The 22830-nt window shown below is 68.8% G+C and carries 29 protein-coding genes; 11 read left to right on the top strand and 18 right to left on the bottom strand.

Annotation, left to right across the window (positions count from 1 at the left end; translation table 11 throughout):
• Positions 1 to 43: 43 nt before the first annotated feature.
• Entirely contained in the window at positions 44 to 424 is a 381-nt protein-coding gene (locus tag PHA84_RS11770; protein ID WP_270888294.1) for a hypothetical protein, read from the top strand.
• A 94-nt stretch (positions 425 to 518) separates the two neighbouring features.
• On the opposite strand, the gene PHA84_RS11765 is transcribed toward PHA84_RS11770, so the two are convergent.
• The 4 genes from PHA84_RS11765 to PHA84_RS11750 all read right to left on the bottom strand — a co-directional run bounded on the left by PHA84_RS11765 (position 519) and on the right by PHA84_RS11750 (position 6034).
• Complete coding sequence (locus tag PHA84_RS11765) at positions 519 to 1937, bottom strand: amidase (protein ID WP_270888293.1); 1419 nt, start codon at positions 1935 to 1937, stop codon at positions 519 to 521.
• Positions 1938 to 1969: 32 nt separating this feature from the next.
• Positions 1970 to 3430, bottom strand: a complete 1461-nt coding sequence (locus PHA84_RS11760) for a purine-cytosine permease family protein (RefSeq protein ID WP_270888292.1) — start codon at positions 3428 to 3430, stop codon at positions 1970 to 1972.
• A 267-nt stretch (positions 3431 to 3697) separates the two neighbouring features.
• On the bottom strand, positions 3698 to 5164 hold the full coding sequence (locus tag PHA84_RS11755; RefSeq protein WP_270888291.1) for a cation:proton antiporter domain-containing protein: 1467 nt from the start codon (positions 5162 to 5164) through the stop codon (positions 3698 to 3700).
• Positions 5165 to 5845: 681 nt separating this feature from the next.
• Entirely contained in the window at positions 5846 to 6034 is a 189-nt protein-coding gene (locus PHA84_RS11750) for a hypothetical protein (RefSeq protein ID WP_270888290.1), read from the bottom strand.
• 226 nt (positions 6035 to 6260) lie between these two features.
• Between PHA84_RS11750 and PHA84_RS11745 the strand changes: the two genes are divergently transcribed.
• The 3 genes from PHA84_RS11745 to PHA84_RS11735 all read left to right on the top strand — a co-directional run bounded on the left by PHA84_RS11745 (position 6261) and on the right by PHA84_RS11735 (position 9333).
• Entirely contained in the window at positions 6261 to 6461 is a 201-nt protein-coding gene (locus PHA84_RS11745) for a hypothetical protein (RefSeq protein WP_270888289.1), read from the top strand.
• Positions 6462 to 6773: 312 nt separating this feature from the next.
• Positions 6774 to 8933, top strand: a complete 2160-nt coding sequence (locus PHA84_RS11740) for a DEAD/DEAH box helicase (RefSeq protein ID WP_442952877.1) — start codon at positions 6774 to 6776, stop codon at positions 8931 to 8933.
• 25 nt (positions 8934 to 8958) lie between these two features.
• Entirely contained in the window at positions 8959 to 9333 is a 375-nt protein-coding gene (locus PHA84_RS11735; protein WP_270888288.1) for a TraR/DksA family transcriptional regulator, read from the top strand.
• Here the strand turns inward: PHA84_RS11735 and PHA84_RS11730 are convergent.
• From PHA84_RS11730 to PHA84_RS11715, 4 genes are all read right to left on the bottom strand, one after another.
• On the bottom strand, positions 9300 to 10511 hold the full coding sequence (locus PHA84_RS11730; RefSeq protein ID WP_270888287.1) for an RNA polymerase sigma factor: 1212 nt from the start codon (positions 10509 to 10511) through the stop codon (positions 9300 to 9302). The genes PHA84_RS11735 and PHA84_RS11730 overlap by 34 nt on opposite strands.
• Before the next feature lie 22 nt (positions 10512 to 10533).
• A complete protein-coding gene (locus tag PHA84_RS11725) occupies positions 10534 to 10896 on the bottom strand; it encodes a YciI family protein (protein ID WP_270888286.1) in 363 nt (120 codons plus the stop codon).
• A 140-nt stretch (positions 10897 to 11036) separates the two neighbouring features.
• Positions 11037 to 11501: a phage tail protein gene (locus PHA84_RS11720; RefSeq protein WP_270888285.1), complete on the bottom strand. Its 465-nt coding sequence runs from the start codon at positions 11499 to 11501 to the stop codon at positions 11037 to 11039.
• A gap of 122 nt (positions 11502 to 11623) precedes the next feature.
• Complete coding sequence (locus PHA84_RS11715) at positions 11624 to 12022, bottom strand: hypothetical protein (protein ID WP_270888284.1); 399 nt, start codon at positions 12020 to 12022, stop codon at positions 11624 to 11626.
• Between the two features lie 137 nt (positions 12023 to 12159).
• Between PHA84_RS11715 and PHA84_RS11710 the strand changes: the two genes are divergently transcribed.
• Positions 12160 to 12486: a hypothetical protein gene (locus tag PHA84_RS11710; protein ID WP_270888283.1), complete on the top strand. Its 327-nt coding sequence runs from the start codon at positions 12160 to 12162 to the stop codon at positions 12484 to 12486.
• 73 nt (positions 12487 to 12559) lie between these two features.
• Here the strand turns inward: PHA84_RS11710 and PHA84_RS11705 are convergent, their stop codons facing one another.
• From PHA84_RS11705 to PHA84_RS11675, 7 genes are all read right to left on the bottom strand, one after another.
• Entirely contained in the window at positions 12560 to 13144 is a 585-nt protein-coding gene (locus tag PHA84_RS11705) for a hypothetical protein (protein ID WP_270888282.1), read from the bottom strand.
• A gap of 86 nt (positions 13145 to 13230) precedes the next feature.
• Complete coding sequence (locus PHA84_RS11700) at positions 13231 to 13533, bottom strand: hypothetical protein (RefSeq protein WP_270888281.1); 303 nt, start codon at positions 13531 to 13533, stop codon at positions 13231 to 13233.
• 24 nt (positions 13534 to 13557) lie between these two features.
• Complete coding sequence (locus PHA84_RS11695) at positions 13558 to 13863, bottom strand: hypothetical protein (protein WP_270888280.1); 306 nt, start codon at positions 13861 to 13863, stop codon at positions 13558 to 13560.
• The gene (locus PHA84_RS11690) at positions 13860 to 14405 is read right to left on the bottom strand and encodes a hypothetical protein (RefSeq protein WP_270888279.1); all 546 of its coding nucleotides are present in this window, start codon (positions 14403 to 14405) and stop codon (positions 13860 to 13862) included. Before PHA84_RS11690 ends, PHA84_RS11695 begins: the two co-directional genes overlap by 4 nt.
• Complete coding sequence (locus tag PHA84_RS11685; RefSeq protein ID WP_270888278.1) at positions 14402 to 14935, bottom strand: MauE/DoxX family redox-associated membrane protein; 534 nt, start codon at positions 14933 to 14935, stop codon at positions 14402 to 14404. Before PHA84_RS11685 ends, PHA84_RS11690 begins: the two co-directional genes overlap by 4 nt.
• Before the next feature lie 184 nt (positions 14936 to 15119).
• Positions 15120 to 15527 carry a VOC family protein gene (locus PHA84_RS11680; RefSeq protein WP_270888277.1) on the bottom strand — a complete coding sequence of 136 codons (408 nt, stop codon included), beginning with the start codon at positions 15525 to 15527 and terminating at the stop codon, positions 15120 to 15122.
• Positions 15528 to 15944, bottom strand: coding sequence for an MmcQ/YjbR family DNA-binding protein (locus tag PHA84_RS11675; protein WP_270888276.1), 417 nt, complete (start codon positions 15942 to 15944; stop codon positions 15528 to 15530).
• A gap of 96 nt (positions 15945 to 16040) precedes the next feature.
• Here PHA84_RS11675 and PHA84_RS11670 point away from each other — a divergent pair, with 96 nt between their 5' ends.
• The 6 genes from PHA84_RS11670 (at position 16041) to PHA84_RS11645 (ending at position 20883) form a co-directional block, all read left to right on the top strand.
• Positions 16041 to 16637 carry a hypothetical protein gene (locus tag PHA84_RS11670; RefSeq protein WP_270888275.1) on the top strand — a complete coding sequence of 199 codons (597 nt, stop codon included), beginning with the start codon at positions 16041 to 16043 and terminating at the stop codon, positions 16635 to 16637.
• The gene (locus PHA84_RS11665; RefSeq protein ID WP_270888274.1) at positions 16637 to 16858 is read left to right on the top strand and encodes a helix-turn-helix domain-containing protein; all 222 of its coding nucleotides are present in this window, start codon (positions 16637 to 16639) and stop codon (positions 16856 to 16858) included. The genes PHA84_RS11670 and PHA84_RS11665 overlap by 1 nt, the downstream gene beginning before the upstream one ends.
• Before the next feature lie 90 nt (positions 16859 to 16948).
• Complete coding sequence (locus tag PHA84_RS11660; RefSeq protein WP_270888273.1) at positions 16949 to 18064, top strand: DNA glycosylase AlkZ-like family protein; 1116 nt, start codon at positions 16949 to 16951, stop codon at positions 18062 to 18064.
• Between the two features lie 314 nt (positions 18065 to 18378).
• Positions 18379 to 18846 carry a nuclear transport factor 2 family protein gene (locus tag PHA84_RS11655; RefSeq protein WP_270888272.1) on the top strand — a complete coding sequence of 156 codons (468 nt, stop codon included), beginning with the start codon at positions 18379 to 18381 and terminating at the stop codon, positions 18844 to 18846.
• An 86-nt stretch (positions 18847 to 18932) separates the two neighbouring features.
• Positions 18933 to 19895, top strand: a complete 963-nt coding sequence (locus PHA84_RS11650; protein WP_270888271.1) for a hypothetical protein — start codon at positions 18933 to 18935, stop codon at positions 19893 to 19895.
• Between the two features lie 31 nt (positions 19896 to 19926).
• Positions 19927 to 20883, top strand: coding sequence for a patatin-like phospholipase family protein (locus PHA84_RS11645; protein ID WP_270888270.1), 957 nt, complete (start codon positions 19927 to 19929; stop codon positions 20881 to 20883).
• 53 nt (positions 20884 to 20936) lie between these two features.
• Here the strand turns inward: PHA84_RS11645 and PHA84_RS11640 are convergent, their stop codons facing one another.
• From PHA84_RS11640 to PHA84_RS11630, 3 genes are all read right to left on the bottom strand, one after another.
• Positions 20937 to 21212 carry a hypothetical protein gene (locus tag PHA84_RS11640; RefSeq protein WP_270888269.1) on the bottom strand — a complete coding sequence of 92 codons (276 nt, stop codon included), beginning with the start codon at positions 21210 to 21212 and terminating at the stop codon, positions 20937 to 20939.
• 51 nt (positions 21213 to 21263) lie between these two features.
• Positions 21264 to 21755, bottom strand: coding sequence for a YciI family protein (locus PHA84_RS11635; protein ID WP_270888268.1), 492 nt, complete (start codon positions 21753 to 21755; stop codon positions 21264 to 21266).
• A gap of 310 nt (positions 21756 to 22065) precedes the next feature.
• Entirely contained in the window at positions 22066 to 22818 is a 753-nt protein-coding gene (locus PHA84_RS11630) for an AraC family transcriptional regulator (RefSeq protein ID WP_270888267.1), read from the bottom strand.
• Between the last annotated feature and the right edge of the window lie 12 nt (positions 22819 to 22830).

Genomic DNA, 22830 nt, shown 5'->3' with positions numbered 1-22830 from the left:
GGAGAGGACCACGGCCGGTGGTGCCGGAGAGGGGACTAGCGAGATGAGATGGCGAGTGCTCGGGGCGGTGGCGCTGCTGGTGTCGGCGGCGGTGCACCTCAAGCTGTGGTTCGGGGGAGTGCGCGACCAGTCGGTGGGTCCGGCCTTCCTCGTCAACGTGGTGGCGGGTGTCGTCATCGCTGTCCTGCTGGTTCGATGGCACCACTGGCTTCCGGCCTTCCTGACCTTGGGGTTCGGCGTGGCGACGCTCGGCGCCTTCGTCCTCGCCACGACGGTCGGGCTCATGGGCGTGCACGAGCACTGGGAGGGCTTCGCCGTCTTCGCGGCCGCAGGGGCGGAAGTGGTCTGCATACTCGTAGGCGCAGGGCTGCTCCGCGCGCAGGCTCCGCTCGCGTCCATGAGGCAGGTGCACCGCACGGTGTAGCAGGCTCGGGGCTCGGGCCCGGCCGCGGGTCGACGGAGCCCATGCTCCGGACGTCCCGTCCGGGGCGGTGGTGTCGAAGGGCTCGTTCGTCTGCCTAGCTGGCGCGGGTCCTGTCCCGTAGTGTCGGCTCGTAGGCGCTCCACAGCGTGGCTCGCTCGAAGGCGCTGGCAACCCGGAGCGTCTGTGCATCGGCCCACCGCGGCCCGATGACCTGCAGTCCGACTGGCCGTCCGCCGGCGCCGAATCCGGCGGGAACCACGGTCGCAGGCATCCCCGTGAGGTTTGCCGGCAGGCAGATCGTGCACCAGTCGTCGAAGAACGGATCGACGGGCCGACCCTCGATCTGCTCCGGCGTCTGCAAGCCGACGGGGAACGCTGTCAGCTGCATCGCCGGGGTCACCAGGACGTGGTACTGCTCGAAGAACTCGGCCCACACCCTGGTGTATGCCGCTCGCTCATGGAGCGCATCGACGTACTGGCCGCCCGTGATGGACCGCCCCGCCTCGACGATCTCGGCGGTCCCCGGTGACATAAGCTCCCTGGATGAGAGGAGCGGTCCCTCGGACGAGTAACCCTCCGCGAGCGCGATCGTGTTCCACAGCTCGGTGGGGTGAGCGGTCGCTGGGGCAGCCTTGACCAGCTCACAGCCAAGGCCATCCAACACCTGCACCGCCTGCGCGAAGGCCGAGCGCACATCGGGATCGACGGGCAGCATGCCGAGGTCCGCAGACCACGCCACGCGAAGGCCGCGCAGGTCCGGCTCGCGCGCGACGGCATCGACGTAGTCGCTGACCGGCGGGCCCGGATAGCTGAGGTCATCTGCCGCTGAGGGGCCGGTCATCACCGACAGCATCAAGGCCGCGTCGCGGACAGATCGAGACAACGGCCCGTCGACGGACAGGGTCTTCCACCCCTTGAAGCCAGGCTCCTTAGGCACCAGCCCGAAGGTCGGCTTGTGACCCACCACGCCGCAGAAGGATGCCGGAATCCGGATCGACCCCCCACCGTCCGTGCCGAGAGCGATCGCCGTCATCCCCGCCGCGACCGATGCGCCCGCGCCCCCGCTCGAGCCCCCGGGTGTCCGCTGAGGATCCCAGGGGTTGCGAGTCAGGCCGAACAGCAGGTTGTCGGTGAACCCGCGATAGCAGAACTCCGGGTTGTTGGTCTTGCCGACGATGACTGCGCCGGCGGCGCGCAGCCGCGCCACCGGGACCGCGTCCTCCGTCGGGGTGAAGTCGCGCAGGACCAGAGACCCGTTCGTCGCCGGCGTACCGGTCATCCAGATGTGGTCCTTCACCGAGACCGGAACGCCGTGCAAGGGCGGCAACGGCTCGCCGCGGCGTACGGCAGCGTCGGCGTCCCGCGCCGAAGCCAGCGCCGCCTCGTCGAGGATCGCGGTGAAGGCGTTGAGGTCAGGCTGCAGGTCATGGATGCGGGCGAGTGCCCGCGAGACCACCGTCACCGAGCTGACCCGCCCAGCACGGATGTCCTCGGCGGTCTGCCATGCGTCCACCGGTCCGCCGCTCGGAGAAGGTCTCAGGGGTGTCACTCGGGGCGCTGGTGCTGCATCGCCAGCTTCTCCAGCTCGACGGCCTCGGCCTTGGCGATCTCCGTCTCGGCGTCGACGTTGATCGACTTGGCGAACACGAAGTACAGGAGCCCTGCCACGGGAAGGCCAACGAACATCGAGATATCGGCGCCCTTGAGGGCACGCGCGACGAAACCCGTGTACTTGCTGGTGCTGAGGAACGGCAACATCGCTGCGAACCCCAAGAGGTAGGCCGCGATCCCGCGCCATCCCCACCTGCCGTAGAGGCCATGCGGGTTGAAGATCTCCGCGATGGCGTAGTGGCCACGACGCACGATGTAGTAGTCGACCAGGTTCACGGCGGTCCACGGGATGAAGAGGTAGAGGACGAGCAGCAGGAAGTCCTCGAAGTTGGTGAGGAAGTTCGCGCCGATGAGCAACGCGGGCACGAGGGAGAGGGCAGCTGTCGCAACGATGGTGACGATGCGGACCGTCGCCGTTGGGCGGACCTTGGAGAACGAGTCGATGGCGCTGATCAAGGTGAGTGACCCGCCGTACATGTTCAGTGCTGTCACTGAGATCAGGCCAAGCGTGGAGAAGACGAGCGCGATGCCGCCGAAGCCGGTGAACACGTGGTCTCCCGCGGCCTTGAGCGAGGCGATCGTGTCGAACTTCGCGCCCGCCCACGCGGCCAGCGCGGCACCCAGACACATCAGCCAGATCGCGCCCAGCGCGGATCCCCAGTACGTCCACAGGAACGTCTTGCGCACCGTGACGTCCGGAGGCAGGTAGCGGGAGTAGTCCGAGACATAGATCGCCCAGCTGATCTGGTAGCCGGCCACCGCGCCGAACTGGATCAGGAAGGGGGTCCACTTGAACCCGCTGGGGTCAAACGACGCCGCGGGGTAGGGCAGCGTGAACACGGCGATCGTGAGGACCCCGAAGATGATGAGGAAGCCCAGGGTCAGCCAGCGCTCGACGCCATGGATGAGGTCATAGCCGATGAGCGCCACCACCGCCGCGAGCACGGTGGCTGCGACGATCCAGATCTTGTTCGAGCCATGGATCGTCGTGTGCAGGGCGTCGCCCGCCAGGATCGTGTTGAAGATGTTGAAACCCGCATACTGCAGGTAGGCGAAGGCCCAGACCAGCAGCGCGCCCATGTAGCCGAACTGGGGACGTGACTGGATCATCTGCGGGAGCCCGAGCTGGGGTCCCTGTGCGGAGTGGAAAGCCATGAAGAAGGTGCCGAAGAGCGCCCCCGCCACGATGGCGATCAGCGACCACAGGAGGTTGCCGCCGCCGACGATCGAGAACGTCCCCACTGCCAAGGTGGCGATCTGCGCGTTGCTCATGAACCACAGGGGGCCCTGGCTCCAGACCTTCCCGTGCCGTTCGTTCAGCGGCACGTAGTCAATGGATCTGACCTCGACTCCGGCAACACGAGCAGAACCTGCTGGCGGCGACTCAACGGTCATGGTCACTCCTTGGTCGGTACGTCATGACGGAGACACGCGCGGTGGCACGGCTCCGTGTGAAGCGGTGTCCGCCATCTGCTCAAGATAGCCCTGGTCGACTCGACGTGGGCGACGGTGCCTGCCCCGGTCCGGGCACGCAGATGTCGCCGGAGTCGGTCACCGGCGCTCGACGATGGTGCCTCGTTGTCCCCGACTTCCACGCCGCTCCCTGCAGCGAGTGCCAGACAGGACTCGTCCACACGTTCGCGGCGAGGGTGCGCGGGTCGGTCAGCGTGGCGAGGCGAAGATGCTCGCGAGGGAGTCCTGTTGTGTGCGGTCGGCGAGCACGACCACCTCGTCGCCCGCCTGGAGCCGGGTGTCATCGCGGACGACGACCAGGACGCGGTCGCGCACGACGATGCTGATCCACCCGTCGCCGACCTGGCCCGCGACGTCGGCCACGGTCGCGCCATCCGCCGGCGCCCCAGGCTCGACCAGCAGGCGATGCACTCCCTCCGGTTGCGCCCTGAGCCGGACGCCGACCGCCCACGGCTCGGGGTGAACGAGCCGGGTGGGCAGTCGCAGCAGCGACACGGCCGCAGGGACCAGCCCACCCTGGACCAGCACTGAGAAGACGACCACCACGACGATGATGCCGAAGAGCCGTTCTGCCTGCGGGACGTGAGCCGTGCGGAGCAGCTCCCCCAAGAGGATCGGGACTGCCCCCTTGAGCCCGGCGAACAGCACGAAGGCGAGCTCGTTGGACCGCAGACGCGCGGGCAGCAGGCAGGCACCCACCAGAACCGGGCGGATCACCAGCGCAAGGGCGATGGCTAGGACGAGCCCAGGCACCCATACGTCGGCGCGGGCAAGGACCGGTAGGTCGACCGTGAGACCGAGCACCAGGAAGGCGACGATCTCGCCCATACTGGCCAGCGCAGAATGGAACCTCTCGATCTCCCGCTTGTATGGCGCGCCTGGGTCACCGATGGCTATGCCTGCCACGAAGACGGCGAGAAAGCCTGATCCCTGCGCCAGCGTTCCCACCCCGTACAACGCCAGTGCGCAGAACACCGTACGCAGCGGGTAGAGCGCCTCGCTGGGCAACGGGAACCGGCGCATGAACCACAGCAGGGCCCAACCCCCCACGATGCCCACGGCAAGCCCGACCGTCATCTGCAGCAAGAACTCTGCTGCCACCTGACGTACCGCCATCCAGCTGAGGCCGGCGGCTGCGAGCAGGCCTGCCATCAATGCGATGCCGACGGGGTCGTTGCCGCCGGACTCACCCTCCAGGATCGTGCCACTGCGCCCCCGGATCTCGCGCTGGCCCAGGACGGAGAAGACCACGGCAGGGTCCGTGGGAGCCACTGCTGTCGCGACGAGCAGGGCCAGATACCAGTCCACACCGAACGCGACGTGCAACAGGACCGCGCAGGCCGCCGCAGTCAGGAACGTGCCAAGCACCCCCACCGAAGCGATCGGCGCCGCGGCCGCCCGGAACCGTCGCCACCCGATGTGCATGCCGCCGTCGAACAGGATCAGCACCAGGGCAATTGTCACGACGTGCTGCACACCGACCAGGTCGGAGATCTTTAGCGTCGGTACGAGGCCAGCCACGACCGCTGCGCCGACGAACATGAGCAACGCAGCGGGGACCCTGATCCGTTCGGTTAGCCGGTTCGACAGCACGGCGACCAGTGCAGCTGCGCTGCAGAGCAGCACCGCCAGTGCGTAGCGCTCGGTGTCGGACACTGGACTCCTGCGAGGTGATGGCGAGAGCACGGACGCGGGTAACCGCCGACCCGACTTCCCGGCACACCGGTAGACACCTTAGCCCAACGAGGCATCGCCGAGCGGTGGCCTGACCGGCTGACCAGTGAAGGATCGATCAGAACGGTCCCCCCGGACCCGAGTGCCGCTATCCGTGGAGCGTCGTGGCGCGGGCGATGGTGCGCAGGGCCAGGCCCCCCCGCCGCGATGATGCCGAGGACCAGGGCGGTGACGAGGTCGAGCGTGACGGTCGCTATGGCCCTCACGCCGAGCACCGGAGCGTCGCTGCGGCTTGATCGCAGCAGCGCCCGGGCCGACGTGCCCTCGACCATCGGCACGGCTGTCGCGAGCAGGACCCCGGCCAGCGCTGCGAGTGGAACCATGACCAGGGCGCGTTGACGACCGCAGGATGAGCTGGTGCGTGCCGGGTGTCAGTTGGTGCAGGACGCGGTAGAAGGCGTAGATGCAAGTGCGGACACTCGGGAGGTCGCGGGGGGGAGGTCAAGACAGCACCCCGTCAGCGCGCTGCCGGTCGGGGTGCTGTCCTGGTGTACCGGCTCCTTGGGCCGCGCTGCTGGACCGTAGGAAACGGCCCGAAGCGTAGGTACCCGGTTGTGCTGGGGGCGCAAACCCTGCAGCAGCGTCCGCGACCTCGGCGCAGGTCTAAGCGCCCCTGGGCCGCGTCGTGTCGGCCGAGCCGGAGGTCCCATGGCGCGACCCGCTGCCGAAGGACGAGTGGATGCGGCTCCCCGCGACGGGAGCACGGTCCGCTCCGACGCCGTCGAGGCGGTCAAGGCGCGACGGCAGGTCTTCGGACAGCGGCACCAGCCGGTCGAGCAGTCTCTGCCACATGGCCGGTCCCTCCTTCCTGCGTAGAGCCCTGCGGCTCTTCCGGGCGCCTACCACGTTCAACGACGGCACACCGCGGGAGGTTATGGAGTCGGGACACGGGCTTGCGAGACGGTGTCGAGGCGGACCAGCTCGTGACGGGTGGGCCCAAACGGGCTAGCCCGCGGGCCTCGCCAGAGGATCCGGAGTAGCCATTGGCGAGCGGTCCCTCGGGACCGAAACTGGAGGTATGCAGTCTCTCAGGTTCACCCCAGGCACGCCGGTGTGCGGCCAGGTGAGCGCCTGCGCCGGTCCCGTCGAGCTCGTCGAGGACTCGCATGACCGGTGCCTTCACCAAGACCAGAGCCGGATCTATCGGGTGCGCTCGCTCCTGACCGGCGCAGCATGCTGGGCGTACATCACTGAGCTGACGGTCGAGTCGGCGGCATAGCCCGGTGGGGGAGCGGTCGCCTGAAGTCGCCGCTCGACCCCACCTCGATGGCAGGCCGTCGTCGCCGAGGTCGTCGGCCGGGCGACAACCACCCACGCGGTACCGCGTTCTGCTCGTGGACCACGTACGCTTGTCCTGCGTCGCGCCATACGGTGCCGACGCTTCAGCGACACGGGGCCGGGCTCAGCCCCTGGCACGCGGTCGCATCGCTCCGGTATGCCGCGCTGCCGGCGCGGTCGCCGCGTCGCCAAGGCTCGACGCACCCGCACCGACTCGGCTCCACGCCGGGTCCGACTCAGGAGAAGGAACCGCTTGGCATCTCGAGCTCCGCGCCGCTCCGGCGGCCCGCGCAGCACGCCGCGCACGACGACGGGCGACCGGCGTCCGCTGCGCGCCCAGGACAACGAAGGCATCATCCCGGTCCTCGCCAAGGCCGTCCGACAGGTCGAGGCCGCCGCGCAGCGAGGCGCTGTGCGATCGAGCGGGCGCACGACGTACCAGGTGGTCGCCCTCCTCGTGCGCGAGGAACGCGCCCGGGTCAAGGGGGACACGTCGATCCCAGAGCCCGAGCGGGTCGGCGTCCTGACGCGGCTCGACGGCATCGCCACGATCCTCGCCAAGACGGCAGCCCGTGACACGTCTCTGCTCGCGTTGCTCGCCGATGACGCTGTGGTGTCGTCAGCGGCCGTGAGCCTCAAGAACGACATGCTGCGGGCGGCCGGGCGCGAGCCCGAGCCGGAGCCCGAGCGCCATCCAGAGGCGTTGGCCGAGCCAGGGTCGTCAGCGCGTCGGGTGGTGCCGCAGACCGTCATCGCGCACCAGCTGGCGAACCCCTTCCTCGCGCCGGACTTCTCGGCCGTGCCTGCACGTCGTCCGACCACCAACCGGCTCGGTGGCTGGGAGCTCCTGACCCCTTTGTTCCGTGCGTTCGAGTATGGCGGCGACGCCACCTGCATGCCCCTGCCCGAACCAACTGAGCTGCCCCATGGCATCCGGGGACTGGAGCTCATGCACCACCAGGCGCAGGTCGTGGCGGCGGCAGCGGCCGGTCACCGGACGTTCCTGCTCGCGGACGAGCCGGGGCTGGGAAAGACGGCTCAGGCGCTGCTCGCCGCCGAGGCTGCCGACGCCTTCCCCCTCCTGGTGGCCGTGCCCAACGTCGTCAAGGCCAACTGGGCCCGCGAGGCCGAGCTCTGGACGCCTCGCCGCACCCCGACGGTCATCCACGGTGACGGCGAGACGATCGACGGCTTCGCCGACATCGTCATCGTGAACTACGAGATCCTCGACCGCCACGTCGGCTGGCTGGGCAACCACGGCTTCCGCGGCATGGTCGTCGACGAGGCGCATTTCATCAAGAACAAGTCCTCCCAGCGCTCGAGGCACGTCCTCGAGCTGTCGGAACGCATCCGGGCCCGACGCGTCAACCCCCTGCTCATGGCACTGACCGGCACGCCGCTCATCAACGACATCGAGGACTTCAGGGCCATCTGGCAGTTCCTCGGCTGGATCGACGATACGAAGCCCCGACCGACTCTCATGGCGGCCCTCGAGGAGACCGGGCTGACGCCCGCCGACCAAGGGTTCTACGCGGCAGCGCGCAGCAGTGTCATCGACCTCGGCATCGTCCGACGGCGCAAGGTCGACGTCGCCTCCGACATCCCGGCCCGCCGCGTCGCGGACCTCCCCGTGGAGCTCGACGACGAGGCCGGTCGTTCGATCCGCGCGGCAGAGAAGGAGCTGGCCCGCCGTCTGGTCGCCCGATATGAGGCCGCGCTGGCCAACCGCAGGGTGGGCAGGATGGTGGAGGGCATCGACCACGAGCTCGTCCGCCGGGTGGCTGTGTGGGAGCGCGAGGACGCGGGCTTGGCAAAGACCGGCGACAACGTGTTCACGGTCATGCGCAGGATCGGTCAGGCCAAGGCAGGGCTTGCCGCCGACTATGCCGCCCAGCTGGCTCGCAACGTCGGCAAGGTGGTGTTCTTCGCCAAGCACATCGACGTCATGGACGCGGCCGAGCAGACCTTCGCCAAGCGGGGGGTCCGGTACTCCTCGATCCGCGGCGACCAGAGCCCGAAGGTGCGTAAGGCGAGCATCGAGGCGTTCCTCACCGACCCGGACGTCGCTGTCGTGGTGTGCTCGCTCACGGCGGCCGGCGTGGGGCTCAACCTCCAGGTCGCCTCGAACGTGGTGCTCGCCGAGCTGTCCTGGACCTCCGCGGAACAGACGCAGGCCATCGACAGGGTGCACCGGATCGGCCAGACGGAACCGGTCACGGCATGGCGGATCATCGCCGCGCAGACCATCGACTCGAGGATCGCTCAGCTCATTGACGACAAGGCCGGCCTCGCGGCGCGGGCGCTGGACGGCTCCGACGAGGAGGTTGGCTCCTCGGCCGACGTGCAGCTGGAAGCTCTCGTCTCGATGCTGACCGAGGCCTTGGCTGCGGAGGCACCCGTCGGGGGAGCCTGATGCCGGGGCGCTGCAGGTGTCAGCATTGAGGAGCGACAGGGCCAGGGAGCTGCTCCAGGCGGAGCGACAAGAGGCGCTCGGGCGCCTCGCCCATCTGACCGGTGACTTCGACGATGTCGTCGAGGCCTCCCGTGATGCGAACGGGGATGACGAGCATGATCCGGAGGGTGCCACCATCGCGTTCGAGCGGGCGCAGGTCGCCTCGCTGGTCCAGCAGGTCCGCCGCCACCTGGCAGAGGTGGAGGCGGCGATCGAGCGGCTGGCATCGGGCACCTATGGGATCTGCGAAGGGTGTGGAGAGCCGATCCTGGAACCCCGGCTCGAGGCTAGACCCGCCGCACGCACCTGCATAGGGTGCGCCTCTGCTCAGACCAGCTCGCCGCGTTTCCGGCTGAGGTAAGCGCGCTCGGCGGAGTTCTGGGTGGTGGCGATCGCTGCGTCGTACGCAGCCTTGGACTCGGCGCTCCGGCCCAGCCTGCGCAGCAGCTCGGCGCGTGCAGCGTGCCAGGCGTGGTAGCCGGTGAGTGGCAGCTCCTCCACCAGCGCCAGTGCAACGCAAGGCCCGTCGAGCTCTGCAACGGCGATCGCCCGGTTGAGCGCGACGATCGGAGAGGGGTCGAGCCGGGTGAGCTGGTCGTACAGAGTGACAACCTGCGACCAGTCGGTGTCCGCGGCGCTCCGAGCGTCAGTGTGAACGGCGTTGATCGCGGCGAGGATCTGGTAGCGGCCGGGCCGGTTGACTGCGAGGCACTCGCGGACGAGGAGGTGGCCCTCGGCGATCAGCGTGTGATCCCAGCCGGTGCGGTCCTGTTCGTCGAGCGCGACCAGCGTTCCGTTCCGGAGGCGCGCCTGACGCCGGGCCTCGGTGAGCAGCAGGAGCGCGAGCAGCCCGGCCACCTCCTGCTCTTCGGGCAGCAGCTGGCGCAGGATCCGGGCGAGCCGGATGGCCTCGCCCGTGAGCTCATCGCGGACGGGGTCACCGTCGCCGGTGGCGAGGTAGCCCTCGTTGAAGATGAGGAACAGCACCGTCAGAACGCCGCTGAGCCGCTCGGGCAGGTCGACGGCTTCGGGAACCCGGTACGGCACCTTGGCCACCGCGATCTTCTTCTTCGCGCGCGTGATGCGCTGCGCCATGGTGGTCTCGGGCACGAGGAACGCCCGTGCGACCTCGGCCACGGTCAGCCCGCCGAGGAGGCGTAGCGTCAGCGCGATGCGCGCCTCGGCGGCGAGCGCGGGGTGACAACAGGTGAAGAGCAGTCGCAACCGGTCGTCCTCGATCGGTCCTTCCGGCGCATGCGCCGTGTCGTCGTAGTCCATGAGGGCCGCCTTGTACTTGGCGTCGCGCTGCTTCTCGCGGCGAATCCGGTCGATAGCGCGATTCCCCGCGGTGGTGGTGAGCCAGCCGCCCGGGTTGGGAGGTACGCCGGAGTCCGGCCACTTCTCCAGTGCGACGACGAGGGCCTCGCTCGCCGCCTCCTCGGCAAGGTCGATGTCACCGAAGCGGCGGACGAGCGAGGCGATGAGGCGGCCGTACTCCTCGCGGAAGACCCGCTCGACGGCCGCCGTCCCGCTCTGCATGGACGAGTCGCAGTGCGTCGGCTCAGGCGATGCCGTCGAACGGACGGACCTCGACCTTGCCGCGGCACGCCTTGGACCCCTCGGCCGCGAGCCTCAGCGCCACATCGAGGTCCGGCGCGTCGATGACCCAGAAGCCCCCGAGAGCCTCCTTGGTCTCGAGGTAGGGGCCGTCCGTCAACACGGGCGTGTCGCCCTGGCCGTCCACGACGGTCGCCGTCGAGACCGGCTGGAGTCCACCGGCGAAGACCCAGTAGCCGTCAGCACGGAGCGTGTCGTTGAAGGCACCGGTCGCGGCGAACGCCTCCTCCATCTCCTCCTTCGATCCGTAGCTGCCGAACTCGTCCATCTCGGCGGGGCCGTGCACGGCCAGCAGGTAGTGCGTCATCTCAGTCTCCTCAGTACCCGAGCGGTCCCTGTGACCGCTTCCACCCACACCACGAACGACTTCCCGCCGATACGACAACCGGCTCGAGAGCTTCTCCGCCAGCGTCCCGAAGGCGGCCGCGGCATCCGCGTACGCCGCCGTCAGTACTCGCCCTTGATGACAAAGAAGGAGCCTCGGATCGTGCCGGCCAGCTTGGACTTCTGCCTCGCGAACTTGAAGCGCGTGGCGAGCTCGTCCGGGATCTCCATCCCGTCAGAGAGCTTGAACCCGACGGCCCGCTTTCCGCCCTCCGCGAGGGTGTACATGACGTTGATCGACAAGCCGGACTCGTAGAAGACGTACGCCATCCGGATCCCGTCGACCTCGAAGGCCGTCGCCTCCAGAGGTGCTGCCCCGATCACGATGTCGCGCTCTTCCTTGAGGATGCGATGCACCCAGTCGACGACTTCGGCCGCATCGCCGGCAGGTTCGACGGTGAAGGTGTGGTCGTACTTGTTCTTGAAGTACCGAGCCTCGTTCGCTCGGAGACCTGCCAGCGCTTGCGCGACCGGTGAGGACTGCAACCCGACCGTGGACACGTTCGTGAAGTCGACGACGTACGGCATGACCACCTCCGAATGAGCGCTTGTCGACGGAACACTAGCGCTCTCGGCGGGCGGTCGCGTCTGGCTCCTTCCGCCTCCGGCCGACGGTCCCTCGGCGGCCCAGTGTCAGGGGCCCGCGCGGCTCAGCTGTAGAACTCCTTGATCGGGCTGCAGTACTCCTCGCTCGACGACGGGTACTGGCAGAGCTGGCCCTTGAGGTGGGTGTCCTCGACCCAGATCAGCGGGCAGTTGGTGGATCCGAGACTGCCGACCGAGCACTTCACGTGGGTTCCGCCGATGTTGCCCACCCGCCAGATGTCGATTCGGGCCGCCACACCACCCCTGCTGCCGTCGGACCGCGTGTCCGTGATGTAGACCCGGTTGGCCGCGTCGTCGAAGTGCGCCGTCGCCACCGTCTGGCCCGCGCTGTTGATCGCCGTCCAGCTCTGGTCACTCGCCAGCGCCGGCGGGGCCCACGCCAGTAACAGCACTCCGGCCACCGTCATGGCACCGATGGTCCGGCGAATCCTCTTTCTGCTCATGTGCTTCTCCTCTCGCTTCCGGCGGATCCCAGCGACCCCCGGCACTTCCTCGCACTGCGTGGACATCCGGCGTGCCACCGTGCGCCCCCTCCGTCCTCTGTTCGGCGTCCTCGTCGCCGCCGGGACGGCGGGCGTCAGTGGCCGACCGCGTCTGCGCGGCCAAGGGAGATGGCACGTCGAGGTGCGACCCGAACATCACGTTCGACCAGTGGTCGACGTACGGGAAGACGGCGGCATTCGCGCGGATGCCGAGCCGGGCGGCGCGCCGGACCCCATCGATGTGTGCGGGCACGCGGCCCATGTCGTACAGCGACGTGGGGCTGCGCCAGAGGGTGACGCTGTACGCCGTACCGGTTCGTCGGTCGGTGGTCAGCAGGGCGCGTATGAACCCCTCGCTCTCCCGGGCGACGGACGCAGCCACACGTCGGTGGTACCAGCGGAGCCACAGCAGCATCCACGCGTGAGGGCAGTCGAACCGCGTCACCACGACGACGCCGCCGACGTGGTCACCGAGGCGTGGGTCGAGTCGGAGCAAAGTCACGGCAGCCCTCCCGCGAGCAGCAGTCCGGCGCCGAGCAGGATGAGCAGGCCCGTGGCACGTCGCAGGGCGCGGATGTCGCCGCTGATGTTGACCGCTCCCAGCCTTCCCCGAAACACGCTCGCGGCAGGCACTTTCGTCTGCAGCGTCACGCCGACCACAAACGCTGCGTTCGCCGCGACGATCCCCGCGACGGCCACCGTGGGCCGTCCGGCCAGCGGTGCCACAACGAGCGCCACCCAGAGCAGGGAGGACGCCTTGCGGGTGGAGACGAGGGTCGCCAGGTCGGCACCCCAGAACAGGCCGCGCGCGCCGGGGTCGAGGACCCTGGCGAACCGCTGCGGCACCTGGCGTGCCAGCTCAGGCGTCCGGTCCGACAGGTCGAGGGCGCCCAGGAGCAGGAGCAGCGACACGGCCAGGCCCACCCGGGGGACGGTCGGCGTTCTCGCCCAGAGGGTGGCCAGCAGGGACACCATGAGGGCGAGCGCCACGGTCGTCGCGGCCACCCCCGTGGCCAGCCCCGCAAGGAAACGCGTGGCGGCGCCACGGTCGTAGGTGTTCAGGGGACCGGAGACTCCGACCATGGCGCGGCCTCAGGGGCTGAGCAGCTGGAGAACGCCGCCGAGGCCGGCCACAAAGATCCAGAGAGCCACGGCGACGTCCCCGGGGGCTACTTGGTGACACCGAGCAGCGCCTGGCCGGCTCTCGTGGCCGTCACCGGCGTGACCTCCAGAACTCGTTCCGCCTCGTTCCAGAACACCGAGCAGACCGAGGCGGACAGCGAACGTCCGTCGCGGTGAGCCGACTTGCCGCGCATGCGGATCGCCGCGCGCGGCAGGGAGTCGTAGACGGCGAAGAGCTCGCCGGGCACACCGTCGACCAGGTCGGCGTAGACGCGTACCTCGAGCTCGCCAGGCCGACGGGCGGACTGCCGGAACTCGACGAACCCGCGGTCAGTGGGCAGGACAGCCATGAGCTTCCACCTCCATACTCATGATTACGAGCACTTGTACGCGGAGGCCCAGTACGTGCCATTGGTGCGCATCCGCTCGCAGCACACACAGTGCCTGCCGCTGGTCCACTGGCAGGTCCAGGCGTAGTGGCGCCCGTCCATGCACGCCTGGTAGCCCGACGGCGCGTAGGCCAGGTTGCAGCACGCTGGACTTGCCTGCGCGACCTGTCGACCGAAGACGGCGCTCGCGGCGGTCAGGGCTGTGGCCCCGAACCCACCGAGGACCGTCCTACGAGCCAGTCTGCTGGCCCACCCGCTCGGGCTCCGCGCATTGACCGCTGTCTCCTTCATGCCTTCCTCGATTCCTTGGATGACGCCGAGGCCAAAGCGACCACAGCGCTGGACCGGTTGAAGTTGAAGACCTCGAGGACATGGCCGTCCTCGACGCGCAGGACCGCGGGGGAGGAGTCGAGCCCGACCGCCTGACGCAGCCATCCCCCCGCCACGTCCACGTGGACCGGCAGGCGGGCAAGCAGCGGGTACTCCTCGACGAAGGACCGGCCCGCCTCCTCGTCACCGGCCACGACCACGACTGCGAGCGGGAGTGGGTCGGAGAGGTGGTTGGGCGTCTCGCTGAGGATCTGGTGGCAGGCGCCGCACGTGGGACTGAGGACCACGACCACGCCACCCTCGCGCACCACGCCGTCGATCTCGGCCGGCCAGTCCGTGAGCCTGCCGATGCGCGCGTTCTCAGCCGGCCAGAGCACCTCATCCGACTCGGTGCCCACCGAGGCGGACACCTTCGAGCTGAGCTCGCCCATCATGGCGAACAGCCCCACCACCGCAATGACCAGCAGCACGAGAAGGCAGAACATGAGGACGTCGACGATCATTGGCCTCTCCCCAGTCCTTGGAGAAGCAGGGGGCGAAGCTGCGCTGCGTGGGTTGCGAGCAGGCAGGCGAGGGCGAGAGTGAGAGCCGCCGTGAGTCGGAGGTCCGCAGGCCCGGTGGAGGTGGCCAGACCGTGGAGGGCGCCGACTGCGACGAACCCGGCACCGTAGGCCGCGGTGCGCGGGCCGAGGGTGCGGTGGTCCGTCGCGTCGACTGCGGAGAAGCAGCCGCACGGGACGGTGAGGCCCCGAGCGCCGGCCACTACGGACAGGACCAGTACCGCCAGTCCGAGGGCAGCCAGGGCGGTCCCCGTAAGGTGCGGTCGGCTGCCGGTCGCGAGCAGAACCGCGACACAGGACTCGACAACGCCGACCAGCCTCGCAGCCGTTCGCGCCTGCCCGGGCCGCAGGTACGGGACTGTGGTGGTCAGCGCCGAGGCGAGGGCGGTGGGCGCGGTGAGCTTGCCGGGTCCGGCGAGGAACAGCACGGCGGAGGTTGCCACAGAGATGCCCGCGACCACGCCGTCGACCATGTGGACCTCCCGGCCCCGCTCTCATCGAGCCCAACCGAAGCGGCATGACATATGTCACGCCGACTTCCCGAGTATGGCAGCGGCCGGGCCACTGTCAACAGCCGCATGTCAGGGGCCTTGAGGACACGAGGTACGGAAGGGAAAGTGGTACGGAAGGGTCTGAGCCGCGGCGGGGCTCCGCGACCTATCCCTGCTGCAGAATCCGGATGGGGTTGCCGAACGGGTCCCGGAGCGCCATGTCGGTGCCGTAGAAGTGCTCGGTGGGCTTCTGGGTGAACTCCGTGACGCCGCGTTCGCGGAGCGAGTCGTACAGGGCACGCGCGTCCTCGGTGACGAAGACGAGGCCACCGAGAGCGCCCTTCGTGACCAGCTCGCGCAGTCGCTCGGCCGTCGCCTCGTCGTGGAGCGGCGGACCGGGCAGCTCAAGCGAGATCTCGGTCTCCCGGCTGCCCGGGACACGGACCGTCAGCCAGCGGTAGTCCCCCTGTCGCACGTCGTTGCTCTTCTCGAGACCGAGCTTGCCGACATAGAAGTCGAGGGCCTCGTCCTTGTCCAGGACATAGAGGGAAGCGACACTCAGCCTGCTGATCATCTAGCTCTCCCCTGCGCTGCGGCCATTGGGACGAACCGAGCCTACGGGCACTTCGCGTCGACCAGGACCATGGGGATGGGTGAGGTCGTAGGCTCGGGAGAGCTTCTTGGGGACGACCAGGCGCCACGCGTCGACGACGAGCTCGCGGGCCTCCGTCGGCTGCAGTGACGCGAGATCGGCGTTGAGCCAGTTGAACCGCAGATCCGACGCTGAGGGCATCTGGAACTTGCGCGGCTCGCTCGCGACGAGCGCCGCGCGCTCGACCTTCGGGAATGCGAAGCCCATCACGGTCTCGTCCACGGAGAACGCCACGTAGACGATCTGCTTGACTCGGAACTTCAGCCTGCCGCGAACGTAGACCTGGTAGGAGCGCTCCAAGCCGTCGCCGAGCGGTCGGACGTCCGCGATCACCGCCATGCCGACAACCTCTCACGTGGAACCTTGACGGCGGCCAATGCCAGGCATATCGTTTCTCGATATCCATATCGTTTCTCAATATCCCTCGGAGCTCCCATGTCGATGAGTCTCACCAGCGGGCTCCGTTGGCTGCACGCTGCCGCCCTGTTCGTCTTCGTTGCCGCGCTGTGCCTCGCGGTCGCGGTCCTGGCCATCGCCTTCATCCCGGGGTCACCGGTCAGTCAGGACCTCCCCGAGGCTGCGCTGTCCGGGCTACATCGGGCCGGCGGCGTCGTTGCCGGCGTTGTCCCTGACCCGTCCGGCTGGTCACCGTTCCAGATCGAGGACCCGTCCCCCGCACAACGGCTGCTCCACATGCTGACCGAGGTGCCCGGGCTCGTTCTCGTCGCGGAGATCGGCCGTCGCATGGCCAGGCTCGTGAGGGGTGCCCAGGACGGGGACCCGTTCACCACGGAGAGCGCGGAGGCGCTGGCGACCCTTGGCAAGCTCACGGCCTTCGCGGGTCTCGGCACGTGGATGTTGAGCCAGGTGGGACAAGGGCTGCTGTGCACGACGATGCTGAGCTCCTCGTTCACCTTCAGGCCCCAAGCCACGCCCCTGGCATGGCTGGCGGTGGGGCTGATCTTCGCGGCCTTCGGACGGATCCTCGGCCGGGGCGTGGCCATGCGGGCAGAGCTCGACACCCTCATCTGATGCGCGAGCCGCCTGACCATCGGATCACGGTCCATCTCGACGCATTTCTCGAAACGAGAGGGATGACTCTGGTCGAGCTGTCGTCCCGCGTCGGCGTGACCGTCGCCAACCTCTCCGTTCTCAAGAACAACCACGCCAAGGCGATCCGTTTCAGCACACTCACCGCAATCTGCGACGCCCTTGGCTGTACCCCGGGCGAGCTTCTCAGTCTGAGCGAGTGACGGGGTCGTTGCGCCGTCGTGCTGAGTGCTCTCGGAGGAGCCGTCGCCGAATACGACACCCCGTTGCTGGACACGTGCGAGGGTGCGGACATGACTACGTCGACCGAGGTCTCAGTGACCTGGGCGCAGGCGCTGGCCTGGCGGATGGAGCGACACCTCCTCGATCCAGTGGGGTCTGAGTCGGTGCCCGGCGTCGTACGCCGCCTCGGGGCGGTGCTGTCGATGGACGAGTCGCTCGCCGAGCTTGCTGTTCGCACCCGCCGTACGACGTCGCGTCGCGGTGAGCTCGCGAAGGCTCTCGCAGACGGCACGGTGATCAAGGCCTTCGCCTTCCGCGGTGCGATGCACTATCTCTCACCCGAGGACGGCGGCGTCTATCTCGCCCTCCGATCGGCCGGACGCCAGTGGGAGCTGCCGAGCTGGGTGGAGTACTACCGGCTGGCTCCAGCTGACTGGCCAGACTTCCGGGCCGCGGTACGGGACGCGCTCAGCGACGGACCCCTGACTGTCCTCGAGCTGGGGGAGGCGCTCACCAGACGCCCTGCGTACCGGCACCTGAAGCCGGTCTTCGACGAGGGCGCCGGCACGCTCATCAAGCCGCTCACCTGGCAAGGCGACGTGAGCTTCGGTCCGCCCCGCGACGGGCAGGCCACTTTTCAGCGGCTCGACCAGAACCCACGCTGGCGCGGCCTTCCGGACCTCGACGAGGCGGGCCCGCGTGCCATCGCGGCCTACGTACGCACGTACGGGCCGACGACCGTCGACCACGTCCAGTACTGGCTCGGAGAGGGCCTGAGCGCGGGCCGGAAACGGCTCGGCGGCTGGATCTCCACGCTAGGCGAGCAGCTCGTCCAAGTCGACGTCGAGGGCACGACGGCGTACGTGTTGCGCGAGGACGTCAATGCGCTGCAGACGGCGGTACCGTCGGAGGCCGTGCGGTTTCTCCCGGGCCACGACCAATGGGTGATCGGTCCGGGCACCAAGGACACCCATGTCACGCCGACTTCCCGTCGCGACCTCGTCACGCGCAAGGCCAACCCCGTCATCGTCGGCGGGGTGGTCTGCGGGACGTGGGTGCGAAGAGGTGAGGACCTTACCGTCACCTGGCTGGACGAGCGGCAGCAGCCGAGGGCCGCCATCGAACAGGAGGCCGGGCGACTGGCCCGCATCCTAGGCTTGGACCTGCACCTGGAACTCACCTCCTAGGTGTCCCTCGAGAGGGGTGGAACTGGCGGTGGAGTGGGGCGACTTCGGCTGCACCGTCCCTACCGAGGAGCAGTTTCGTCTCCACCTCGCGCAGACACGGGAGCTCGCGGGGGGACCGCTGGCCCAGGAGGTGGCCGCGCCGCTGGCGGCGACCGACAAGGACGTCTCAATCGCTGGCGTCGGCCTGGCCGCGGCAGCGTGCCAGGCGCGCTCGTGCAATTGGCGTGCCAGCGCGCTCGTGCAATCGGCATGTCGCCTGTCCGCACCTTCGAGGGGGATGATGGCGGGCACGCGCCACAGTGAAAGGTTGCCCCATGACGCAAGGCCGTCCGCCATTCCCGCCCTTTGACGAGGCCACCGCGAGGCAGAAGGTCCAGGCCGCCGAGGATGCCTGGAACACCCGCGACCCCCAACGCGTCAGCCTCGCGTACACCACCGACTCCGTATGGCGGAACCGCGACACGTTCATCACAGGCCGCGAGCAGATCGTCCAGTTCCTGACCGCCAAGTGGGAGCGCGAGCTGGACTATGTCCTGCGCAAGAGCCTGTGGAGCTTCACTGACAACCGCATCGCCGTGCGCTTCCAGTACGAGTGTCATGACCGCGCGGGCCAGTGGTTCCGGAGCTACGGCAACGAGCTGTGGGAGTTCGACGACAACGGCCTGATGCGGCGTCGGGAGGCTTCCATCAACGACCTCGCAATCAGCGAGGACGAACGCCGCTTCTTCGGGCCGCGCAACGACGAAGAACGCAGTGGGGACTACGACATCCCACTTCAGTAGCCCTGGCGGGTGACCTCAGCGCCCCTCGCCGGCGGGCGCCAATAAAGGCGCAGGCGTGGCGATCCCAGGTTTTAGGATCGGTTCCCATGGACGTCATCGACTGGCTCCTCGACAGTGATCCGGCGATTCGGTGGCAGGTGCTGCGAGACCTGCTCAATGCCCCCGCCGACCGGGTGGCCGTCGAGCGCGCCCGCGTCGAGACTGAGGGCTGGGGAGCTCGCCTGCTGGCCCTGCGGGATGGCGACGGGCAGTGGGACGGGGGCGCGTGCTTCCCGCGGCGCATCGCCGATGACTGGCGGGCCGGCATCGAGCCCGACTTCTCACACGGTCAGCCCTGGACCTCGACACTGCCCACGCTGATGGTACTGCGCGACCTCGGCCTGGATCCGCAGAGCCGGGCCGCGCGCACCACCATCGAGCTCGTCGCGGCGAACTGCCGTTGGGAGCACGACGGCCAGGCGTTCTTCGACGGCGAGGTGGAGCCCTGCATCAACGGCCGGACCGTCGCCATCGGGGCCTACTTCGGAGCAGAGGTCGACGGGCTGGTGTCGCGCCTCCTCGACGACCAGCTCGCCGAGGGCGGCTGGAACTGCGACAGCGAGAACGGGGCAACCGTCTCGTCCTTCGACTCGACCATCTGTGTGCTCGAGGGTCTGCTGGAGTACGAGCTGTCCTGTGGGCAGGTCCCAGTCGCCGAGTCTCGCCGCCGTGGTGAGGACTACCTGCTGCAGCGGCAGCTGTTCAGACGCAAGAGCACAGGCGAGGTGCCGTCCGAGCGATGGCTCCAGTTCTCCTGGCCGCCCCGCTGGCACTACGACGTCCTGCGCGCGGTCGACTACTTCCGGCTCACTGGGGAAGCCCCGGATGGTCGGATCGCCGAGGCGGTGCAGCTCGTCCGCGACAAGCGTCGACCCGACGGCACCTGGATGCTGGAGAACACGCACCCGGGAGAGGCACAGTTCCAGTTCGAGGACGGCGACGGGCAACCCAGCCGGTGGAACACCTTGCGGGCACTGCGCGTGCTCGACTGGTACGAGCACTCGTGCTGACCTGCGAAGCAAGCCGCGAGAATGGACTTCCATGAGCTCCACGCCGTCGTCGACTCGGCGCATCAGCACGACGACCACCTCCCCTGGGGTCGGCCCGGCGGCCACCTCGAACGAACGAGCCTTGGTTCTCGCTGGTGGCGGAGCGGCAGGGAATGCCTGGGAGCTCGGGCTCATCGCTGGCCTGACCGGTGCGGGGGTCGACGTGACCGAGGCCGATCTCATCATCGGGACGTCTGCAGGGGCGACGGTAGCTGCCCAGATCACCAGCGGGACACGACCGGCCCAACTGTACGCCGCCGTCCTCGCCGAGCTCCCTCGGCCACAGGCTGGCCACGACAGATCGGGCAAGGGACGCGGGGCCGGCATCTCGGGCCCGACCTACTTGGAGTGGTCGAACGGAATCATCGGCTCTTCGCTGGACGCGTCCGACATGCGCCGCCGGATGGGCGCCGCGGCGCTCGAGATGGACGTGTCGGAGGCCTCTGGTCCGACGCGGTGGCGCGACATCGTCGCGACTCGCCTTCCCAGCCATGACTGGCCGCAACAGCCCGTCCTCATCACGGCTGTCGACGCCCGGACAGGGCAGCCGGTGGTGTTCGACCGTCACAGCGGAGTGGACCTGGTGGACGCTGTGGCCGCCAGCACGTCCGCCATGACGCCCTACCGCATCGGCGAGGACCGGTACCTGAACGGCGGCTATCGACGCAGCGAGAACGCCGACCTGGCGGCGGGCTTCGCGCGGGTGCTCGTACTGTCACCGTTCGGTGGCAGGTCTCGTATGCCGCTCGAGTGGGGCATGGACCTTGCAACGCAGGTCGCCGAGCTGCGCGCAGGCGGCAGCTGGGTGGAAACGGTGTTCCCGGATGGCGGGGCGGGTGACGTGTTCGACGCCAATGCGCTGGATCCATCCACGCGGCTGCAGGCGGCACGAGGAGGCTACGACCAAGGCCGACGCCTCGCGGCGCCTCTAGGCGAAATGTGGCGCTGACGCCAGGAGGCCCCGCGCATCAGACGTGGCCCGACACTCGTCAGGATGAGCCTCTACCGGTCGGCGGGATGGGCTTTTGCCCATGCCACGATCTCGTCGGGCTTGTTGATGGCTGTGCCCTCTTCGAGCACCAGTACCGGGACGAAGAACGAGCCGGTCAGGGCGTGCACTTCGCGGCGGACCTTGAACTGAAGGAACTTCGGCAGATGCTCCTGCCCTCTGGCCTTCACTATGTCTGGGCTGTAGCCAGCGTCGGCCAACGCCTGGTGCGCCTTGTGGCAGTCGTGATGAGCGCTTCCGTTGGTGCTCCAGCAGATGTATAGCTTCACTGCTTTCCTCTCCGCTGCTCCTCGCCGCTCCTCCGTGCACTGCCACCGACTCTAGGGCCAAGAAGCGCGAGAGCGGGTCGAGTGAGACCCACCGACGTACGCGCTGCCTGTACTCCTCGTAGGGCGCGCCGAACCGCTCGTGGAGGAACCGCTCCTCGCCCAGCCGACCGGATGTCGCGAGGGTCCGTGCCGCCGGAGGGCAGTTTGGGGCGCAGCGTGGACATCGACGACAGGGCGCCGGCTGGCCTGAGGCGCCGGTCGGGCGTCCACCTGCGGCGGGCCCGCGACCGGGCGCACCTCGATCGGGATGCACATCGGCGAACCGCCGGGGCCCGGGGACGACGACGCCTTTGCGGCGAGGGCGTACGCCCGCTCCTCGCTCTCGCAGTCGACGATCCAGAAGCCGATGAGGAACTCTTTCCCCTCGGGGAACGGGCCGTCGCTGACGGCCGGCGCGCCCTCGTCGTAGCGGACGATCCTGGCCTCGTCGGGCCAGCTCAGCCCCTCCTCGCCGTCCCCCCGCCCCACGTGCATCATCAGCATGGCGATGCACCAGCTTCCACTCGGCCCCCTCACGCCGATGCACCGACGCGACCCTTCGGATCGCTTGCCTGACGTTGCGCCAGCCCTCCTGACTTGGTTGCGATGCCGGAAAAGGCGATACGGGGTCATGCGTCGACAGCTGCTCGAGGAAGGTCGTTGGATCTCCGTTGCGCACACCCGTCGTCGCGTGGCGCTGACGTTGGACGGCCTGCGAAACAAAGCCGTCAAGCTCGCTCATCACGCAACCGTAGGGCGGGAGGAACTGTCGGAGAGGGTGCTGTGGGCCGACCCGCCGGGATGGCAGCTCGGTCTAGGCGGTGAACGTGGCGCGGTAGCCCGATGGCGTCGCGCCGGTCAGGTCGTGGAAGGCGGCGTTGAACGCGGACAGTGAGCCGTAGCCCACATCGTGCGCGATTGTCGTCACTGGGGTGTCGTCCGCCGCAAGCCGCTCGACTGCTCGCAACACCCTCATCCGACGGAGGGTGGCGCGCCACGTCATCCCGACCTCTGCTTCGAACCGCCGCGCCAGCGAGCGGGGCACCAGTCCGACCGCGGCCGCCACCTCCTCGAACCGGACTTCGTCGCCGAGCCGTTCCTCGGTGAGTCGTAGGGCGGTCTGCACCTCGGCTGAGCGCCCCACCGGCATGACGATGGGACTCGGGCGCTCGGCCGAGCGCCAGGCCACCGCCGCCAGCGCAGTGAAGATCGCCCGAGCGTAGGCGGGCAGCGGCTCCGGCGCCTCCTGCCACTTCCCGCACTCGGCCAGGAGCGCGCGCGCCAACGGGACGAGGTCGAAGACGGTGAGGTCCTGCGACGGCGGCGATACGAAGTCGACGTGGAAGAGGACGGAGGCGGTCGTCGCCGGTTGCCCGATGGTGACCGTGGCGGGCCGCCCCGCGCGCAGAAGGGCGGCCCGGGCCGGCGGGAGCAACCAGTATTGACCCCCAGCCTCCAGCCGCAGTGAGCCTTTCGAGGCGCACAAGAGGTAATGACGGTCGACGAGCAGCTTCGTAGGCCCGGTCGGCGCGAAGGACCGTGCGAACGCGAACGCCTCGCGGGTCACCGCAGGTCTCCC

The sequence above is a fragment of the Pedococcus sp. 5OH_020 genome (assembly GCF_027812955.1).
Taxonomy (GTDB): domain Bacteria; phylum Actinomycetota; class Actinomycetes; order Actinomycetales; family Dermatophilaceae; genus Pedococcus.
This window is presented reverse-complemented; position numbering and strand designations above follow the sequence as displayed.

Bases quoted from the DNA above. Each gene is read 5' to 3' on its own strand.
- PHA84_RS11770 (WP_270888294.1), top strand. From the start codon at position 44: ATGAGATGGCGAGTGCTCGGGGCGGTGGCGCTGCTGGTGTCGGCGGCG.
- PHA84_RS11760 (WP_270888292.1), bottom strand. From the start codon at position 3,430: ATGACCGTTGAGTCGCCGCCAGCAGGTTCTGCTCGTGTTGCCGGAGTC.
- PHA84_RS11750 (WP_270888290.1), bottom strand. From the start codon at position 6,034: ATGTGGCAGAGACTGCTCGACCGGCTGGTGCCGCTGTCCGAAGACCTG.
- PHA84_RS11745 (WP_270888289.1), top strand. From the start codon at position 6,261: ATGCAGTCTCTCAGGTTCACCCCAGGCACGCCGGTGTGCGGCCAGGTG.
- PHA84_RS11730 (WP_270888287.1), bottom strand. From the start codon at position 10,511: ATGCAGAGCGGGACGGCGGCCGTCGAGCGGGTCTTCCGCGAGGAGTAC.
- PHA84_RS11725 (WP_270888286.1), bottom strand. From the start codon at position 10,896: ATGACGCACTACCTGCTGGCCGTGCACGGCCCCGCCGAGATGGACGAG.
- PHA84_RS11720 (WP_270888285.1), bottom strand. From the start codon at position 11,501: ATGCCGTACGTCGTCGACTTCACGAACGTGTCCACGGTCGGGTTGCAG.
- PHA84_RS11715 (WP_270888284.1), bottom strand. From the start codon at position 12,022: ATGAGCAGAAAGAGGATTCGCCGGACCATCGGTGCCATGACGGTGGCC.
- PHA84_RS11705 (WP_270888282.1), bottom strand. From the start codon at position 13,144: ATGGTCGGAGTCTCCGGTCCCCTGAACACCTACGACCGTGGCGCCGCC.
- PHA84_RS11700 (WP_270888281.1), bottom strand. From the start codon at position 13,533: ATGGCTGTCCTGCCCACTGACCGCGGGTTCGTCGAGTTCCGGCAGTCC.
- PHA84_RS11695 (WP_270888280.1), bottom strand. From the start codon at position 13,863: ATGAAGGAGACAGCGGTCAATGCGCGGAGCCCGAGCGGGTGGGCCAGC.
- PHA84_RS11690 (WP_270888279.1), bottom strand. From the start codon at position 14,405: ATGATCGTCGACGTCCTCATGTTCTGCCTTCTCGTGCTGCTGGTCATT.
- PHA84_RS11685 (WP_270888278.1), bottom strand. From the start codon at position 14,935: ATGGTCGACGGCGTGGTCGCGGGCATCTCTGTGGCAACCTCCGCCGTG.
- PHA84_RS11680 (WP_270888277.1), bottom strand. From the start codon at position 15,527: ATGATCAGCAGGCTGAGTGTCGCTTCCCTCTATGTCCTGGACAAGGAC.
- PHA84_RS11675 (WP_270888276.1), bottom strand. From the start codon at position 15,944: ATGGCGGTGATCGCGGACGTCCGACCGCTCGGCGACGGCTTGGAGCGC.
- PHA84_RS11670 (WP_270888275.1), top strand. From the start codon at position 16,041: ATGTCGATGAGTCTCACCAGCGGGCTCCGTTGGCTGCACGCTGCCGCC.
- PHA84_RS11665 (WP_270888274.1), top strand. From the start codon at position 16,637: ATGCGCGAGCCGCCTGACCATCGGATCACGGTCCATCTCGACGCATTT.
- PHA84_RS11660 (WP_270888273.1), top strand. From the start codon at position 16,949: ATGACTACGTCGACCGAGGTCTCAGTGACCTGGGCGCAGGCGCTGGCC.
- PHA84_RS11655 (WP_270888272.1), top strand. From the start codon at position 18,379: ATGACGCAAGGCCGTCCGCCATTCCCGCCCTTTGACGAGGCCACCGCG.
- PHA84_RS11650 (WP_270888271.1), top strand. From the start codon at position 18,933: ATGGACGTCATCGACTGGCTCCTCGACAGTGATCCGGCGATTCGGTGG.
- PHA84_RS11645 (WP_270888270.1), top strand. From the start codon at position 19,927: ATGAGCTCCACGCCGTCGTCGACTCGGCGCATCAGCACGACGACCACC.
- PHA84_RS11635 (WP_270888268.1), bottom strand. From the start codon at position 21,755: ATGCTGATGATGCACGTGGGGCGGGGGGACGGCGAGGAGGGGCTGAGC.